General features: G+C 54.9%; 14 protein-coding genes. 5 read left to right on the plus strand and 9 right to left on the minus strand.

Annotated features, from left to right (window positions below; translation table 11 throughout):
* Positions 1-6: 6 nt before the first annotated feature.
* A complete protein-coding gene (locus DHN60_RS20115) occupies positions 7-2,226 on the minus strand; it encodes a pyridoxal-dependent decarboxylase (RefSeq protein WP_159089308.1) in 2,220 nt (739 codons plus the stop codon).
* Positions 2,227-2,617: 391 nt separating this feature from the next.
* Between DHN60_RS20115 and DHN60_RS20120 the strand changes: the two genes are divergently transcribed.
* On the plus strand, positions 2,618-4,669 hold the full coding sequence (locus DHN60_RS20120; RefSeq protein WP_108839106.1) for a prolyl oligopeptidase family serine peptidase: 2,052 nt from the start codon (positions 2,618-2,620) through the stop codon (positions 4,667-4,669).
* 338 nt (positions 4,670-5,007) lie between these two features.
* Here DHN60_RS20120 and DHN60_RS20125 read toward each other — a convergent pair whose 3' ends face one another.
* The 7 genes from DHN60_RS20125 to DHN60_RS20155 all read right to left on the minus strand — a co-directional run bounded on the left by DHN60_RS20125 (position 5,008) and on the right by DHN60_RS20155 (position 11,588).
* The gene (locus DHN60_RS20125; RefSeq protein ID WP_108839107.1) at positions 5,008-5,877 is read right to left on the minus strand and encodes an NAD(P)-dependent oxidoreductase; all 870 of its coding nucleotides are present in this window, start codon (positions 5,875-5,877) and stop codon (positions 5,008-5,010) included.
* Between the two features lie 20 nt (positions 5,878-5,897).
* Positions 5,898-6,857: a D-glycerate dehydrogenase gene (locus tag DHN60_RS20130; protein WP_108839108.1), complete on the minus strand. Its 960-nt coding sequence runs from the start codon at positions 6,855-6,857 to the stop codon at positions 5,898-5,900.
* Positions 6,854-7,048, minus strand: a complete 195-nt coding sequence (locus DHN60_RS20135) for a hypothetical protein (RefSeq protein WP_108839109.1) — start codon at positions 7,046-7,048, stop codon at positions 6,854-6,856. Before DHN60_RS20135 ends, DHN60_RS20130 begins: the two co-directional genes overlap by 4 nt.
* A gap of 12 nt (positions 7,049-7,060) precedes the next feature.
* Positions 7,061-8,404 carry an amidase gene (locus tag DHN60_RS20140; protein ID WP_108839110.1) on the minus strand — a complete coding sequence of 448 codons (1,344 nt, stop codon included), beginning with the start codon at positions 8,402-8,404 and terminating at the stop codon, positions 7,061-7,063.
* Complete coding sequence (locus tag DHN60_RS20145; protein ID WP_108839111.1) at positions 8,401-9,768, minus strand: TRAP transporter large permease subunit; 1,368 nt, start codon at positions 9,766-9,768, stop codon at positions 8,401-8,403. Before DHN60_RS20145 ends, DHN60_RS20140 begins: the two co-directional genes overlap by 4 nt.
* Positions 9,769-9,799: 31 nt before the next feature.
* Entirely contained in the window at positions 9,800-10,390 is a 591-nt protein-coding gene (locus DHN60_RS20150) for a TRAP transporter small permease subunit (protein ID WP_108839112.1), read from the minus strand.
* Positions 10,391-10,493: 103 nt separating this feature from the next.
* The gene (locus DHN60_RS20155; protein ID WP_108839113.1) at positions 10,494-11,588 is read right to left on the minus strand and encodes a TRAP transporter substrate-binding protein; all 1,095 of its coding nucleotides are present in this window, start codon (positions 11,586-11,588) and stop codon (positions 10,494-10,496) included.
* A gap of 699 nt (positions 11,589-12,287) precedes the next feature.
* Between DHN60_RS20155 and DHN60_RS20160 the strand changes: the two genes are divergently transcribed.
* The 4 genes from DHN60_RS20160 (at position 12,288) to DHN60_RS20175 (ending at position 14,664) form a co-directional block, all read left to right on the plus strand.
* Positions 12,288-13,232: a glutathione S-transferase family protein gene (locus DHN60_RS20160; RefSeq protein WP_108839114.1), complete on the plus strand. Its 945-nt coding sequence runs from the start codon at positions 12,288-12,290 to the stop codon at positions 13,230-13,232.
* Positions 13,233-13,242: 10 nt separating this feature from the next.
* Positions 13,243-13,359: a tautomerase family protein gene (locus DHN60_RS20165; protein WP_108839115.1), complete on the plus strand. Its 117-nt coding sequence runs from the start codon at positions 13,243-13,245 to the stop codon at positions 13,357-13,359.
* Positions 13,360-13,371: 12 nt separating this feature from the next.
* Positions 13,372-13,605 (plus strand): tautomerase family protein, encoded by a 234-nt coding sequence (locus DHN60_RS20170; RefSeq protein ID WP_108839116.1) that lies wholly within the window; start codon positions 13,372-13,374, stop codon positions 13,603-13,605.
* Positions 13,606-13,953: 348 nt separating this feature from the next.
* Positions 13,954-14,664 carry a VIT1/CCC1 transporter family protein gene (locus DHN60_RS20175; RefSeq protein WP_108839117.1) on the plus strand — a complete coding sequence of 237 codons (711 nt, stop codon included), beginning with the start codon at positions 13,954-13,956 and terminating at the stop codon, positions 14,662-14,664.
* Positions 14,665-14,779: 115 nt separating this feature from the next.
* Here DHN60_RS20175 and DHN60_RS20180 read toward each other — a convergent pair whose 3' ends face one another.
* Entirely contained in the window at positions 14,780-15,298 is a 519-nt protein-coding gene (locus DHN60_RS20180; RefSeq protein WP_108839118.1) for an HAD-IIA family hydrolase, read from the minus strand.
* Positions 15,299-15,488: the final 190 nt, after the last annotated feature.

The raw sequence follows: 15,488 nt of genomic DNA on the forward strand, positions 1-15,488 counted from the left end.
GCCGGGTCAGCCCGGCATACTCAGTCCGTGTCTTTTGATTACTTTTGCTGCCGCTTTTTCAGCAGCGCGTGCCAGTGCCTTCATCACTTCGGGCAGCATGTTGCCGTTTTCCGATTTGTGGTTGTGCACCGTCTCGGTCAGCCAGGGGTTCTGGGTTGTCGAAATGAGATAGAACAGGCTTTTGCCCGCTTCCGGGACAACACCACAGCGCTCGGCGTAGTGATCGACGAACTCCTGACCAAAAGTGGCGGGGCCGAACTCCGAAGAGGTGACAAACATTTCTGCATTCGGAACATGCCCGCCATTGAAGGACTGGAGGCTGAGTTGGGCAAAGATGTCTGCGTTCATTTCATTCATCAGATCGAGGCTGGTATTCAGACCTTCTGCGGTGCGGAAGTTGAGCGCGTAGGTGACGATACTCTGATCGGAGCCTGCTTCTCGGAAGAGTTCGAAGACCTCGGGGCGGCTTTCAAAAATCTTGAGCAGCTGCTCATTGGAACGTGGGGCCACGCGGCGGGCTAGGATACGTTTCTGTTCCTCAATCTCGGATTTCGATCCCCCGGCTTTTTCAGCTGGCAAACGTTGCAGTGGGGTAACCGTGACCGTTGGATGATCTGCCGCCAGCTCGAAAAGGGCTGCATAAAGCCTTTTGCTATTGAAAATGCACCGACCCAGCAGACGCCCATAGCCCGACTGGTCAGTGCGGATTATGCTGTGCGATAACCAAACAGCCGCTGCCGCCGCGCCTGGTTTGGAGCCTTCGATGCCATAGACACCTGTCGTAGGGTCCATTCCACCGTGATAGACAACTGGTGCGGTAAAGGCGATCAGATCACGCATGGCACCGTTGCGGTAGCACAAGGCGCCCGCCGGGTAGGGGATAAAACCAGCCTTGTGCGGATCCACCGTGATCGTATCGGCACGGCCAAGTGCGCGGTACTGGCGCATCACATAGTCATTCATATGCATACCGGCCGCGATACCGTCGTAGGTAAAGATATCCTCGCGGACCAGACGACGGACATTATCCCGCAAGGTTTGACTCTCATCGTCCTCGGCCTTGTCGCACTCCGTAAATTCAGCCACATCGGTGTCTTCTTCAAACACTTCTGGTTCATGCAGCATCGAGGCAAAGTACCCGCCCCATGCCGCATCCGCGTGCACTGAAAATTCCATGCCCAGCTGGCGATACTCTTCGCGAATTTCGAGGATATCGTGCAGCGGATCGACTGCGCTTTCTTCGGTGGTGCCGATAACAGCGACAACTTCCATGACCGGTTGGCCTGCCGCAAGGCACGCGTCGAGGTTCTTGCGCAGATCAACCATGCACATGCGTGCGTCCAAATCCACGCGTATGAGCTGCATCGCATTCCGTCCAGAGCCGACCAGAGCAAGTCCCTTGGGCCATGAGTAATGTGCAGGCGATGGCGCCATCAAGACAGGCGCCGGTGTGTTAGGCAGAAAGCGGCGATGGAAATCCACCAAACCGATTGATTGCACGGAGTAGCTGGCCAGTACGTTCGTGATCTCATCAGCGGTGATCCCTGTCGCCTTGGTTATGCGCGGGGTCAGACCGATGACCTCATCCAACGGCAGGTTCAGCAATTGCCAACTGTCGAGGTCAAGAAAACGGCGACGCTTGCCGTCGAGCATCTTGACGGTCAGGTTGTGTGCATTTGCCATGATCGGCTCGATGCGGATGGCTTCAGCCAAAGCGACGGGCAGGTATTTGGCGTTGCGCGCGGCCCAGATGCTCTCGGCATTCGCGACAGATCCGTCGCAGGTAATGTGACCCCAAGGCTTCAGAGCCCCGTCTTTGATTTCAGCCTGTTTGGGGATTGTGTAGCCGAGCATACGGCACAGATCGTCGCAGACCTTGATCTCGAGCATGGTCGTGACCGGAGAGGCCTCGGCCGCGACGTTGTTTTGATTATAAAGCAGCGCGGCGATATAGCCTACGACTCCGGGTAATGAGATATCCCAATACATGTGCGATTGGTTGCGATAGCTCGCCAAAGGTATGGAGCCCTGCAAATGCTGCGTTAACTCGTCTAAACGTTCATGTAATAATTCGCGCGAGCAAACATAGGCCTCGGCCTTTTTCTTGTCTTTGGCATTATTTGGGTCAATGTCTTCGGGGTTGAAAATCGGCGGGTCTTCGGGCTCATAATCTCTCCGGAATGAGTAATTGCCTTTCAAAGCCTTCGTGATGAGCTCTGTCATCATACTCTCGTTCTCGGCTTTAGGCCCTAAGAACCAAGTCTCTGGTACATTCGATCCCGGACGGTTCAATCCAAGTTCGCGGGATTTGTCTTTTAGATGAAATTGGCCAAGTTCACGCAAAAGGGCGTCACTTAAGGGGGCTCTTGTCATAGGAATTGGCCTGCCAAAATTGGTTAACAATTGTCAACTGACGGTAGTAATCGAATGTGATCCTGTCCAGAAGTTTCGAGATTTCGGGGTTTTTCGTCTTGGGTTAGGGCTGTCCATCACTTCGTGGTGTTGGTCCCAAAAAGCTCTGGTCTTGCGGCGTCGCCGTGCCGTGGTCATAGTCAGCGGATAGGTAAGCGGCGCGACACAGCCCAAATGCCCGAAATAGAAACTTCCGGAGCGCGCTATGGCAGATCAAATCTACACCCCTTACGGCTCTTGGGACTCCCCGATCTCGGCAGGTGCAGTGGCTGCGGGCGCACGAGGGTTTGAACAGGTACTGATCGACCGCGACACGATCTTCTGGGTGGAAGCACGGCCAGAAGAAAATGGTCGCTCGGTTCTGATGAGTAGCGAAGGAGGTTCGCCTGCGTCCGACGTCACACCTGTGGGCTTTTCGGTTCGGACACTGGTCAACTCCTACGGAGGCGCTGCGGCCGCGGTGGGCGATGGACACATCTGCTTCAGCAACTTTGCACCACCAGACTTTCCAGGCTCCAAAGACCAACGCATTTTTTCGCAAAGGCCCGGTATGCAACCGCGCCCAATCACGCCACAAGTGCGAACGCGTTACGCCGATGGGGTCATCCGGCGAGGCACGGACACCGGCGTTTGGATATGCGAACAGTCAGATGTAACGCTGCATGGTCAGGACAAGCAAAGTCTCGTGCTTATTGATCTTTCGGGCGAGAGGTTGCCCGTCACACTTGTTGAAGGTGGTGATTTTTACGCCTGTCCGAGGCTTAGCGATGATGGGTCAAAACTGTGTTGGATCACATGGGATTATCCCTCAATGCCTTGGGAGGGAACGCGGCTTTTTATCGCCGACATCGACGCAAATGGTCAGCTGCATGACATAATGAAAGTGGCCGGTGATCCAACGCCTGAAGACGAGATCGCCACAGACCTGAACCCAGTTCTGCAGGACGCGCTGCGATATTCTTCCGAGTCTATTCTGGATCCGAAATGGGCTCCGGACGGCACGCTTTACTTTGTATCTGATCGCGTCGAGGTTGACGGCACCCGCTACTGGAATGTTTGTCGTTACCGCAACGGGCAAGTGGAAGTTGTCACCAAGATTGCAGGAGAGTGTGCCAAGCCACTATGGCGTTTGGGGACGTCTGGCTATGGCTTTATCTCTCGTTCGGAAATGCTGCTGAGCTATAGTGTTGAGGGGGAAGGTCGGCTCGCACGTGTTGACCTTGCAACGGGCAACCTGCGTGATCTCGAATTGCCTTATTCGGACATATCGCATCTGCAAGTGGGCAATGGTTTTGCTGCCTTCGTTGGCGGGCGGCCCGATGCACCCAGCGCGCTTGTGCGCCTCGATCTGAAGTCTTTCGAAACGCGCGAATTGCGTGTCTCCAGCGATGACTTCTCAAAGGAAATTCGTGGTTTGGTCTCACGACCTGAGAAGATCACCGTGCCGACCGGTGATGGTTGTAAGGAAGCGACGCATGCGTTCTTCTACCCGCCCTGTAATCCCGCATTTCAAGCCGATCCGAAGGATCAACCACCCTTGCTGATTTTTGTCCATGGGGGACCAACAGCGGCGACGGCAACATCGCTGAATCTGGAAATTCAGTACTTCACTTCACGCGGATTTGCGGTGGTGGATATGAACTACCGGGGCAGCACAGGCTTTGGGCGTGCCTACCGGCAAAAGATGTATGGAGCATGGGGCGTCGTGGACACACAAGACTGCGTTGCCGCCGCCCAGTACCTGATCGATCAAGGTCGTGCGGATCGCTACCGGATCGCTAGCCGCGGTGGCAGTTCAGGTGGCTATACGACGCTTGCACTTGCGACCTTCACCGATCTTTTGACGGCTGCCGCGAGCTATTACGGGATATCCAATCTAGAGATGATAGCCACCGACACTGATAAGCTTGAGGCGCATTATGCGGAGATGCTTGTTGGGCCGTGGCCGCGTGCCAACAAGGTTTTCAAGGAGCGCTCCCCGCTCTTTCATGTGCAAGACATCAAATGTCCTATGATCATCTTTCAGGGCTTAGACGATCCGGTCGTGCCGCCCGATCAAGCCCAGGTTATGATCGATGCGCTTTTGACGGCGGGGTTGCCCGTTTCGTGGACCTTCTTTGCCGGAGAAAGCCATGGCTTTAAAATGCGCAAGAACATAGTCGCTGCACTGGAACAAGAACTTGTGTTTTATGGCTCCGTTATGGGTTTCACGCCCGCAGGCGACCTGACACAGCCAGAGATCAAAAACTGGCCGTAGTCCTGCGGTGGTGATGGTCGACGAAGTTCGATTGTGACGGGCAGGGGGGACGGCGAGTAGGTTGGCGGTGTACGACACCCGAACACTTCCGATTCAATGTCCAGCCCTGATAGCCCTTTGCAAAACGTCTGATCGATGCCCGGTTGGTCGTGATCAGAGCGCCCCTCGTGTTACCTCTTATTGGGCCTATTCACGCGACAAATTCAAATTGAACCGAAGCGCTGCTCTGTCGGAGTGGCGCCAGCTTTGTTCCGGGTAAATTCACGCAATCCGTGGCAAACTGAGACCGGTTCAAATTGGCGCGCTGCAAGCATTTTGGTGTTGTCGTCCAAACGTCCTCAAGTGGATTGCAAACGTTTGTAAAGAGATGACGTATCCCAGCGACCGCCGCCCAGTTTTTGGACATCCTTATAAAACTGATCAACCAGTGCCGTGACCGGCAGACTGGCACCGTTCTCATCTGCGGTATCAAGGCAAATGCCTAGATCCTTTCGCATCCAGTCGACCGCGAACCCGTGGTCAAAGTGATCGTCAAGCATCGTTTCATAGCGGTTTGCCATCTGCCACGATCCCGCAGCACCCTGGCTGATCACTTCGACGACGTCGCGCCCATCAAGCCCGGCGCGCGTTGCAAAGTGAAGCGCCTCGGACAGGCCCTGCACCAGACCTGCAATGGCAATCTGGTTGGCCATTTTGGTCAATTGGCCTGCGCCACTGTCACCGATGCGTCGGCACAGCTTGGCATAGACATTCATTACCGGTTCAGCCTGATCATAATCTGTCTGGTCTCCGCCGCACATGATTGACAGTTGCCCGTTTTCAGCACCGGCCTGCCCCCCCGACACCGGTGCGTCGACGAAGCCAAACCCATGCGACTTGGCCGATGCATAGAGTTCATGCGTGACTTTGGATGACACGGTCGTGTGGTCGACAAAGAGGCTTCCGCCATCCATACCGGCAAAGGCGCCTTCATCGCCAAGGCAAACGCTGCGCAAATCGTCATCATTGCCCACACAGGCCATGATCAGTTCGGCCCCTTTGGCGGCTCTTGCAGGGGTCAGCGCGCTTTTCCCACCATGCTGTTCGACCCAGGCGTCGGCCTTGGCCGCTGTACGATTGTAGACGGTCACGTCGTGCCCTGCGGCCTGTAAGTGGCCTGCCATCGGATGACCCATCACTCCAAGGCCCAAGAAAGCAATTTTTGTCATCGTGAGAGTCCCTTTGAAGGCTAAAGTAGATCGCCGGGCGTTTTCCCAGCAAAGAAAGCATCCACGTTGTCAAGCGCGCGAAACCCCATGGCGTCACGCGTCGAACGCGTGGCGCTTCCGATATGGGGCAGCATAAAGATGTTGTCATGCTCCGAAAATGCGGGGTTGCCACCCGGCTCGACTTGAAAACAGTCAAGGCCCGCAGCAGCGAGGTGTTTCCGTGTCAGGGTTTCCAACAGCGCGGTTTCGTCCACCAGCGCTCCGCGTGCGGTGTTCACCATCACTGCGCCTTGGGGCAGCAGGGAAAAACGTTCCGAGTTCATCAGATTTGTCGTTTCGGGTGTGGCCGGGCAATGCAATGAAAGGAAATCCGCGACGCTCAACAGGCTTTCGACACTGCCGTGGTAGGTCGCGCCTTGTGCCTGATCAGCGGGCAGTTCGGTGCGGTTGTAGTAGTGGATTTCCATGTCAAAGCCGCGCGCTTTTGCAGCGAACGCGCGGCCCACACGGCCCATCCCGATGATACCAAGCCGCGCGCCGGTAACTTGCTTGCCGACCATAAATGCAGGCGACCAGCTATCCCACGCACCGGTGCGCACGATCCGATCACCGGCCACTGCGTGCCGGGCCGCGCCCAGCATCAAGAGCATCGCGAGTTCCGCCGTAGCATCTGACAGAACATCTGGCGTGTTCGTTACCGCGATGCCACGTGTCTTGAGCGCCGGTAGATCGCAGTGATCGACACCGACAGAGTGGTTGGCCACGATCCGCAGCCGATCTGAAAACTGCGCCACCACATCTGCGCTGAAATGTTCGGAATGGCATGGAATGATGGCATCGAAATCGGCGCTGGCTGCAATCAATTCGTCTGCTGTGCCAGGAGTATCTTCGTGGTTGATGACCACGTCATAGTCGCGCGCTGCACGCTCTAGTGTGGCGTCCGAAAGCCGGCGGGTGATCCATAGGCGTTTACGGGTCATTTTTTGCGCACGCATTCATCCCAGAAATCATAGATCGCCATGCCGCAGACTACGATGGCGATGATCATGAACGGCAAACCTCCGTAGAACCCAGCAAAGCCACTCGAGATACTTTGCGACAATCCTCCAATGAAGATGCACAGGAACGCCGTTCCAATCAGCCCGACAATCAGTTTCACGGTGTATGACATGCTATGTCCTCTCTATGCGTCAGCCGCTTGGGCCAGTTCGGTCTGCAACCAGCGCGCGGTGCGCAGCAACCGGTCGTCTTTTTCCGCCGGTCCGATCAGCTGTACCCCGATGGGCAAATCTGTTTCACCCACAAGCAGGGGCAGCGTGACGCACGGCAAACCAGCCAACGTCCACAGTGTACAGAATATCGGATCGCCGGTGCCACTGCCAAACAGGGGTGCTTCACCTGCTGCCGAGGGCGCTATGATCGCATCAAACTCGACAAAGAAATCCGCAAAGAAAGCCTCCGCAGATGCTTTGACGGCAAGCGCGTCCTCGTATTCGGTTTGGGTGATTTGGCGGCCACGAGTGATGACCGGTTTCAGCGTCTCGCTTATCTGGTCCCAGTGTTGATCGAACACCTCGGCCTGATGCAAACAGATTTCGTATTCGTGGATGCGTGCTTGCACCGCGACAAGGTTCGACAATGTGTCGGCGGGCTGCATAGGTGTTACCTGCGGCCCCAGAATATCCAGAACGGCATCAAGCCCTGTGCGCGCATCTTCTGAAAGCCTGTCGTTAAACGGTAGATCGAACCACGCAAGGTCAGGTGGCACAGGCACGTCTGCCCCCGCCCCTGCCAACATATCCGGACGAGGTCGAGCAAAACTGGCTGGGTCATGTTGGTCATAACCGCTAATGGCGTCAGTTAGCAGTGCTGTGTCCGCCAAAGTGCGGCCAAAGCAACCCACCTGATCCAGAGATACAGAGGTTTGCAACAGCCCTGTGCGTGAGATCACTCCACGTGTGGGTTTGAACCCGAACGTGCCGCAAAACGACGCTGGTCGGATCACCGACCCATTTGTCTGTGTGCCGACGGCCAACGGCACATGGCACGCCGCGACTGCCGCCGCAGATCCGCTAGAGGATCCGCCCGGGCTGTGGTCCGGATTGTGCGGATTGCGGGTTTCATTTGCATGGACGAAGGCTAATTCAGTCGTGACTGTTTTGCCCATGATGACCGCGCCCGCTTCGCGCAGATGTTCGACCAACCGGGCCACATGCTTGGTCTCGCGACCTGAAAAGATCGGAGTTCCGCGCTGCGTCGGCATTTTGGCTGTGTCAATGATGTCCTTCAGACCAACCGGAATGCCATGCAAAGCCCCCAACGCCATTCCTGCTTTGCGCAACCGGTCGCATTCGGCAGCTTGTGCCAGTGCCGCGTCCGGATCCAGAAACGCCCAAGCTTTTATGGCATCGTCTGTAGCATTGATCCGATCAAGGCACGATTGGACCAATGCCACAGATGTCAGTCGCCCTGCCGCCATTGCGGCAAGGGCCTCTGTTGCCGAAAGAGTGTAGGCATCCTTGATCACGGGATGTAGGGCCCAAAGAGGTAGTCAGGGAACCACAACGCGATGCCTGGGAATTGGTACATGAGCACCATCGTGAAAATCACGATGCCCAAGTACGGCATGATCCCGCGGAAGATTTCCATCAACTCGATTTGCTTTTTCAGTACGCCCTTTAGGTAATAGGCCGACATGGCCATGGGCGGAGTCAGGAAAGAAGTTTGCAGGTTCAGCGCAACGAGCATCGCAAAGAAATAGGGGTTCACGCCGAAGACTTCGAGCAGAGGCAAGAAGATCGGCACGAAGATGATCAGGATTTCCGACCACTCCAGCGGCCAGCCCAACAGGAAGATAATGATTTGCGCGAGGATCAAGAATTCCCACGGCTCAAGGTCCATGCCGCCCACCCAATGGGCGATGATGTCATGGCCACCGAGATAGGAAAATACGGACGCAAACGTCCACGACCCGACAAACAACCAGCAGACCATTGCTGTGGCTTTTGCCGTCAGGAACACGCTTTCCTTTAGTTTGGTCCAAGTCATGGAACGATAGAGCACCGCCAGAACCATCCCCCCAAGGGCACCCATGGCAGCGGCCTCTGCCGGCGTCGCCAAGCCGCCCAAGATGGATCCAAGAACAAGCGCGATCAGGACGGTCAACGGTACGAAGCTGACGAGTAGGTCCCAATAAATCTCCCGCGGGGGCGGAGGGTTCTCAATCGTGGGCTTGGGGGCCAGCGACGGCGTCAACCAGACCCGAAAAATCACGTAGACGATGTAGAGGCCCGCAAGCAGCATGCCTGGAAAAAGGGCCGCAGCATAAAGGCGCAGCGGAGACAGGTCCGCAATCGCGGCATAGACGATCAGCATGATAGAAGGCGGAATCAGAATGCCCAGCGTACCGCCCGCACAAATGACACCAGAGGCGAAGCTCTTGTTGTAATCAGCCTTGGCCATCGCGGGAAAGGCCAACAATCCCATCAGCGTGACAACCGCTCCAACGATGCCGGATGCAGTTGAGAAAACGGCGCAGGTCACCAGTGCGGCAATGGCAAGGCTGCCGGGCAAATTTCGCGCTGCCATGTAGAGCGAGAAGAACAACTTATCTACGATATTGGCGCGCTCCACCACGTAGCCCATGAACAGGAACAGCGGGATCGCGACAAGTATCGGGTTCTCCATCACCGAATAAGTGTTCTGGTTCAGCAGATAGAAGATGTTGTTGTTGAATATATCACTAAAGCTCTCGATCGAGCCGCCCTGATGGTAGGCGTAGTAGCCAAAGGCGACACCCATCGCCAGCAATGTAAAGGCAATTGGGAAACCCAGCAGGACGAGGACGATAAAGAGCGCAAGCATCAGCAGGGCGACTTCGGGATTTGTCATCTTTTTTGTCTTTCTTGAAGCGCTAAGCGGCTTATCGATTATTCGGAGATATGGCTTCGATCGCCTCAAGATCGGCTTCGCTCAGCAGATCCTCTGTTTCTTTCACATCAGCCAAACGTTCAGGCCAAACACCGGTGCGAATGGCCATCACACATCGCACCAGCTCGGCGATGCCCTGTATCACAAGCAGACCGCCTGCCAGAGGGATAAGAGACTTGAAGAAGTAGATTTGGATTGAGGCGGGGCTGTTAAAGCTGACTTCCTTGTAGCGCCAACTGTCCGAGGCGATTTCATAACCGTACCAGACCAGTGCGATGATGCCGGGAAAGAAGAACAGAAAGTAGAGCAGGAAATCCAAGGCTGCCTGCACCCGGACCGGAAACAGGCGATAGACGACGTCGGCCCTTACATGCGTGTCCTGCGCCAGTGCGTACGCTCCGCACATAAGGAACAACGCGCCATACATCTGGATCATCATGTCAAACGCCCAGACGGTCGGCGAATTCAGCACGTAGCGCACAAAGACCTCGTAAGACACCGACAGCGTCAGGATCAGAATGCACCATCCAAAAGCCCGCCCCGTCCAAAGGCTGAGGCCCTCGATCGCGTGAACAAATCTCATCTTTTTGCTTCTCCCCACAGATCCGCTGGGCTTACTGTGTAACCCGCGGACAAGATGTCCGGACACCGAAACGGTGCCCGGACATCTCAGTCTTGTACTGAAATCAACCGAAGTAGTGGTTGTAGGCCAGTTTATAGTCAGGCTGGTTCAGGTTGAGATAGTTCATCACATCCTTCGCATACGCTTTCTGCGATTCCATCACCTTGGCAAAGAACGGGTCGTCCTCTGCGATACGCGCTGTGACTTTGTCCCATGCTTCAAGCTGTGCGGCCATCACCGAATCCGGCGTCCGGTATACGTTCACGCCGTCAGATTCCTGCAGCTTCAGCAGGTCGTCTGAATAGCGCTTGGTGTTGCCCCAGTAGAAGCCGGAATTTTCAGCCATCGACGCGTTCTTGATGATCGCTTTATGCTCATCCGACAGTGCGTTGAACTTGTCTTTGTTGATCGTGACCTCAAAGAACTCCTGGCTCTGGTGGTAAGACGCGAGGTGGTAGTGCTTGGACACGTCCTGCATACCAAAGTCGCGGTCAGAAGTGGGGTTGTTGAATTCAGCCGCGTCAATCAGACCTGATTTCATCGCAGGCTGGATTTCGCCGCCCGGAAGCTGAACAACCGACATACCCATTTCGAGCAGAACGTCAGCAGCCAGACCAACGGTACGGTACTTGAGGCCGTCCATTTGCGAAGCGTCTGTGATCTGCTCTTGGAACCAGCCCAGAGGCTGAGCAGGCATTGGCGAGTTGAAGAAGGACACGACGTTGAGACGCAGTGTATCCATCAGCTCGTCAAAGAGTTCCTGACCGCCACCTGCGTGGACCCATCCCAGAACTTCCTGGCTAGACCAACCAAAGCAAGGGCCTGTGCCGAAGAGCGAAGCCGCTTTTGATTTGCCGTACCAATACGCCGGAACGTAGTGTGCCGCGTCCAGAACGCCGCGGTGTACCGCGTCTTGCATCTGGCTGGTTTTCACAACGGCGTCGACCGAAAGCACTTCGATTGTCAGAGAGCCGCCCGACATTTCGTTTACGCGAGCCGCAAAGGATTGTGCGTTCTCGAGGAAAATGCCGCCGCCCCAGGCTGCCTGCATTTTGAGTGTTGTTCCATGACCGTCCGCAATCGCGGGCGTCGCCAAAGCTGCGGCACCGGCCACAGCGGAACCGCGCAGAAAGTTTCTGCGGTTAACTGTATCTTTCATGTTCCCTCCCTAGGAATCTGACGCAGCCAAAAATTTAGAGAAATCGACCACGCCTAATAGTTCAGACCGAGGTTTACCGTTGTTTTTTCCTCCCAGGGCTCCTCAACCCGGCGGCAGGACAACCGGCATCCTTATGCCCAGAGGTAGGGTAAGTCAAATTTGGACGGTGGCAAGTGCTGAAAACTTGGGCTGCGTTTCCCAAGGGTCTCTGCATGAGCAGTTCTTCTCGTCGCTTCGCCGTTTGCTACTGTGATGCATACACTGAATTGAGCGGCCGAATGATCCTTGTTTACCTGAGCTGGTAGCGCCACCATGCCACAAGTTTAGCGGCCCAAAGCAAATGGCGAGCACGAACGTGTTCGCCAAACCCGCCGAGGTGAACCCGCGACAAGAATAATTTTGAAATCGCGCAAGTAGGCAATTCCGCAAGCAATTGAGGTCGGTTTCAAGAACTTTCGATTAAGCCGCCACGCTTGCAGCGGATCATGCGCTCAACTCTACACTTTCTGTTCACGCTACCAAAAATCTGCAAACCGAGAGGTAAAGGCGACGGGTCACAACCTCAGCCAATTCGACAGAGCCAATCTTGATATCTGCCCATTGGGCATTTCCCAGCAACCGCGATTATTGGGGTTTTGTGACCTCAAGAGTTTCATTAGCGTTCTAGGTCAGATCGCAAACAGAAAAGAGACAGACGGCATGCCCGACCCAACGACCGAGATTATTTTGCACAACTATCCGCAATCCCCCGTGGCGGAAAAAGTGCGTGTGGCCTTTGGTATCAAGCAGCTGACCTGGCGCGATGTCGAAATACCGCGGCTGCCGCCGAAGCCAATGCTGACAGCGCTTACTGGCGGCTACCGACGTACCCCGGTCATGCAAATCGGGGCGGATATCTACTGCGACAGCCAATGCATTCTTCGCGAGCTTGAGCGTCGTCACCCTACGCCGACGTTCATGCCAACCTCTGAGGCCGGCTTGATGTGGTGTCTCAGCCGTTACACCGATGGTGATCTGTTCTCGCTTGCGGTGAAAATCGTTCTTGGATCAGCCGGTGATAATCTGCCAAGTGAGTTTGCCGAGGACCGAGGACGTTTATACATTGGCAAAGATTGGGCCGAAGGCCTTAAACGCGCCAATGAACAGCTTCCACATCTTGTCGCACAGATGCGTGCGCCTCTGTCTTGGATGAATTCACAGTTGAGCGACGGGCGCTCGTTCTTGCTCGGCTCTGATCCTGCGGTTATCGATGCCCAAATGTACCATCTCATTTGGTTTATTCGTGGGCGGTGGGCCGGTGGCCCCGAGATGCTATCCGAATTTCCTGATCTGATACGGTGGGAAGAAAATGTCCGCACACTTGGGCATGGGGCATCACAGGCGATGCGCGCGCAAGACGCAATTGGTCGCGCAAAGAATACCGAACCCGCGTCAGAAATTGGTGTAGCCCCTCACGATCCACAGGATCTTCAAGTCGATACTTTGGTATCGGTCAGCCCTGATGTTGAAGGTGGCGAGCAACCCGTCGAAGGCAAAGTGCGCTACGCAGATGCTGAAACCATTGCGATCGTGCGCACGAGCGACGAGGTGGGAACTGTCTGCGTACATTTTCCGCGTACTGGCTATCGCATTGCCATAGCATAAAGGAAAATTCATGCCGGTTATCCGCATAGAAGTACCAGAAGGCACACCGCAAGAGTCCAAGAAGAGAATTCGCGAAGGCGTTAAACAAGCCGTTATCGATACGCTTGCGCCCAAGGAAGTCAAATAAGACTACGTCGGTGTGCGCGAGGTCTTTGGCATTTTGGGCGATGGCCTCCCACTGGTTACAGTTGACCTACGCCCGGGTCGCGACGCCGGGCGCAAGAAGGCTTTAACCGATGCGATTGCGACGCTCCTGCAAAAGGAACTCAACTCAGACCCGACCGATCTATACGTTCTTTTCCGTGAAAACCCTGCCGAGAACCATTATACCGGTGGCGTTCCGCTACCTGATTGGGTGCCTGCGGATCAGTAGAAAAGACATTTTCCAAAAGGGGTACCGAGGAAAACGTCGTGTGAAGCCGACATTCGAATAAATCACGCCATCAGGCACTTTTTGCTCAGAGCAGCCACTCGCATTGTCAGAAAAAACCGGCTTGAGCCGGGCAGGGCGGTTTAGCAGCCTGCCGTGATGACAAAACCACTCTTTTTCGGTACTCTACAACCAGTCCTGATGTCATCAATTTGGTGGCCATGATCTATGTGCAAGTGCCTCTGTAACTGAGAAACCCAGAAGGTCTTTTGCACGAAAGTGGTCGTGACATCAGCAACGAAACGGTTAGGTTTAATAAATCGTTTCAGCGAATAAAGGAGCGCAAACAAAATTCCTGATCATGGACATTCGGCCAAAGAAATAGCTGAGCGTATTGGGTCGCCGCCCGGCAGAGGAGTTCTGCGCGACGCCATTTATGGAGCAATTGACGGCGCAGTCACGACATTTGCAATTGTTGCGGGTGTTTCCGGCGCGGGTCTGTCGCCCTTTGTTATCGTTGCCCTTGGTGTAGCCAATGTTCTCGCGGATGGATTTTCGATGGCTGCGGCAAACTATTCTGGCACCAAGGCGGAGCTCGAAAACATGCGTCGCATTCGCGCAATCGAAGAGCGTCACATCGACGAGCATCCCGATGGTGAAAAACGTGAGGTACGTGAAATTTTGTATCAAAAAGGGCTGTCTGGCAAAGTACTCTCTCAAGCTACAGACGCCATAACCCAAGACCGCGAAAACTGGATTTCACTCATGATGGAGGGCGAGTACGGATTGGGTGGGGTGGATCCGCATCCCATGAAATCTGCGATTACCACATTCATGGCATTTTTGGCTGCTGGCGTTGTTCCACTTTTCCCGTTTCTGTTGGGATTGGAGGACGCTTTGGCGCTTTCAGTGGCAATGACGCTCATAACCTTCTTTGGCATTGGTGCGCTAAAGAGCCATTGGTCATTGAACCATTGGTGGAGGTCTGGGTTTGAAACTCTTTTGATTGGTGGCGGAGCAGCCGCAATCGCCTATTTTGTTGGAACATTATTCCATGTGTAACGTCTGACCAAAAGCCATGGTGTATAAAGTGGAGATCAAACAGCGACCTTTCGCAAGGGTTCTTGAGCCACCAGCTTCTTGAAGTCTCACTGTGTAAGAACAAGCAAAACTGTAGCTAAGGCCTGTCGAGGATGTAGTCCGGACAAATTCCAGACATTTTGATCGGGCCTTCGACTTCATGACCAGCAAAGAACCCGTATCCGGAGATCAAAGCAGGTTTAATGCCGGCTGCCTGCCCGCCAAGAATATCGGTGTGCAGACTGTCGCCAACCATAACAGTGCGATTGGGGTCGAAGTCGCCTAATCTTGCAAATGCCAGATCAAAAATGCTCTGGAAAGGTTTGCCAAAAAAGTGAGGTTCTACACCTGTGGCATCGCCCAATCGATGCGCATAGCTGCCGGGTTCAGTCGAAAACCCGTCTTCGCGGGGCGCCACGATGTCGGGATTGCCGACGATAACAGGGCGCGGATTTCTGATCAGCGAGGCCTCAAGAAGTATTTGTCGCTGCTCGGTCCATACGGCACTGCCCATCAGGATAAACCCTTCGGCCGCATCGTAGGCGGATGCGTCTTCGGCCAGATAGGTGATATCGAGGCGGTCCAGGTCTTCGCGGCCAAGGCTTTCTTTGGCCATAAGGCCCCAGCGTGTCTCTGCCCATCGCTCCAAGCATCACATTCGCGGCTGCATGCAAATCGGGTGCGCTGTGGATCAGCGTGCCGTCCAAATCGAATAGGATTGCTCTCGGGTATGTCATTCGCGATCCGCTAACTTATGGAATTTAAATAAACAATGTGGAGTAATGACGCTCCGGGGCGGCACCATA

The sequence above is a fragment of the Tateyamaria sp. Alg231-49 genome, from assembly GCF_900143535.1.
Taxonomy (GTDB): domain Bacteria; phylum Pseudomonadota; class Alphaproteobacteria; order Rhodobacterales; family Rhodobacteraceae; genus Tateyamaria.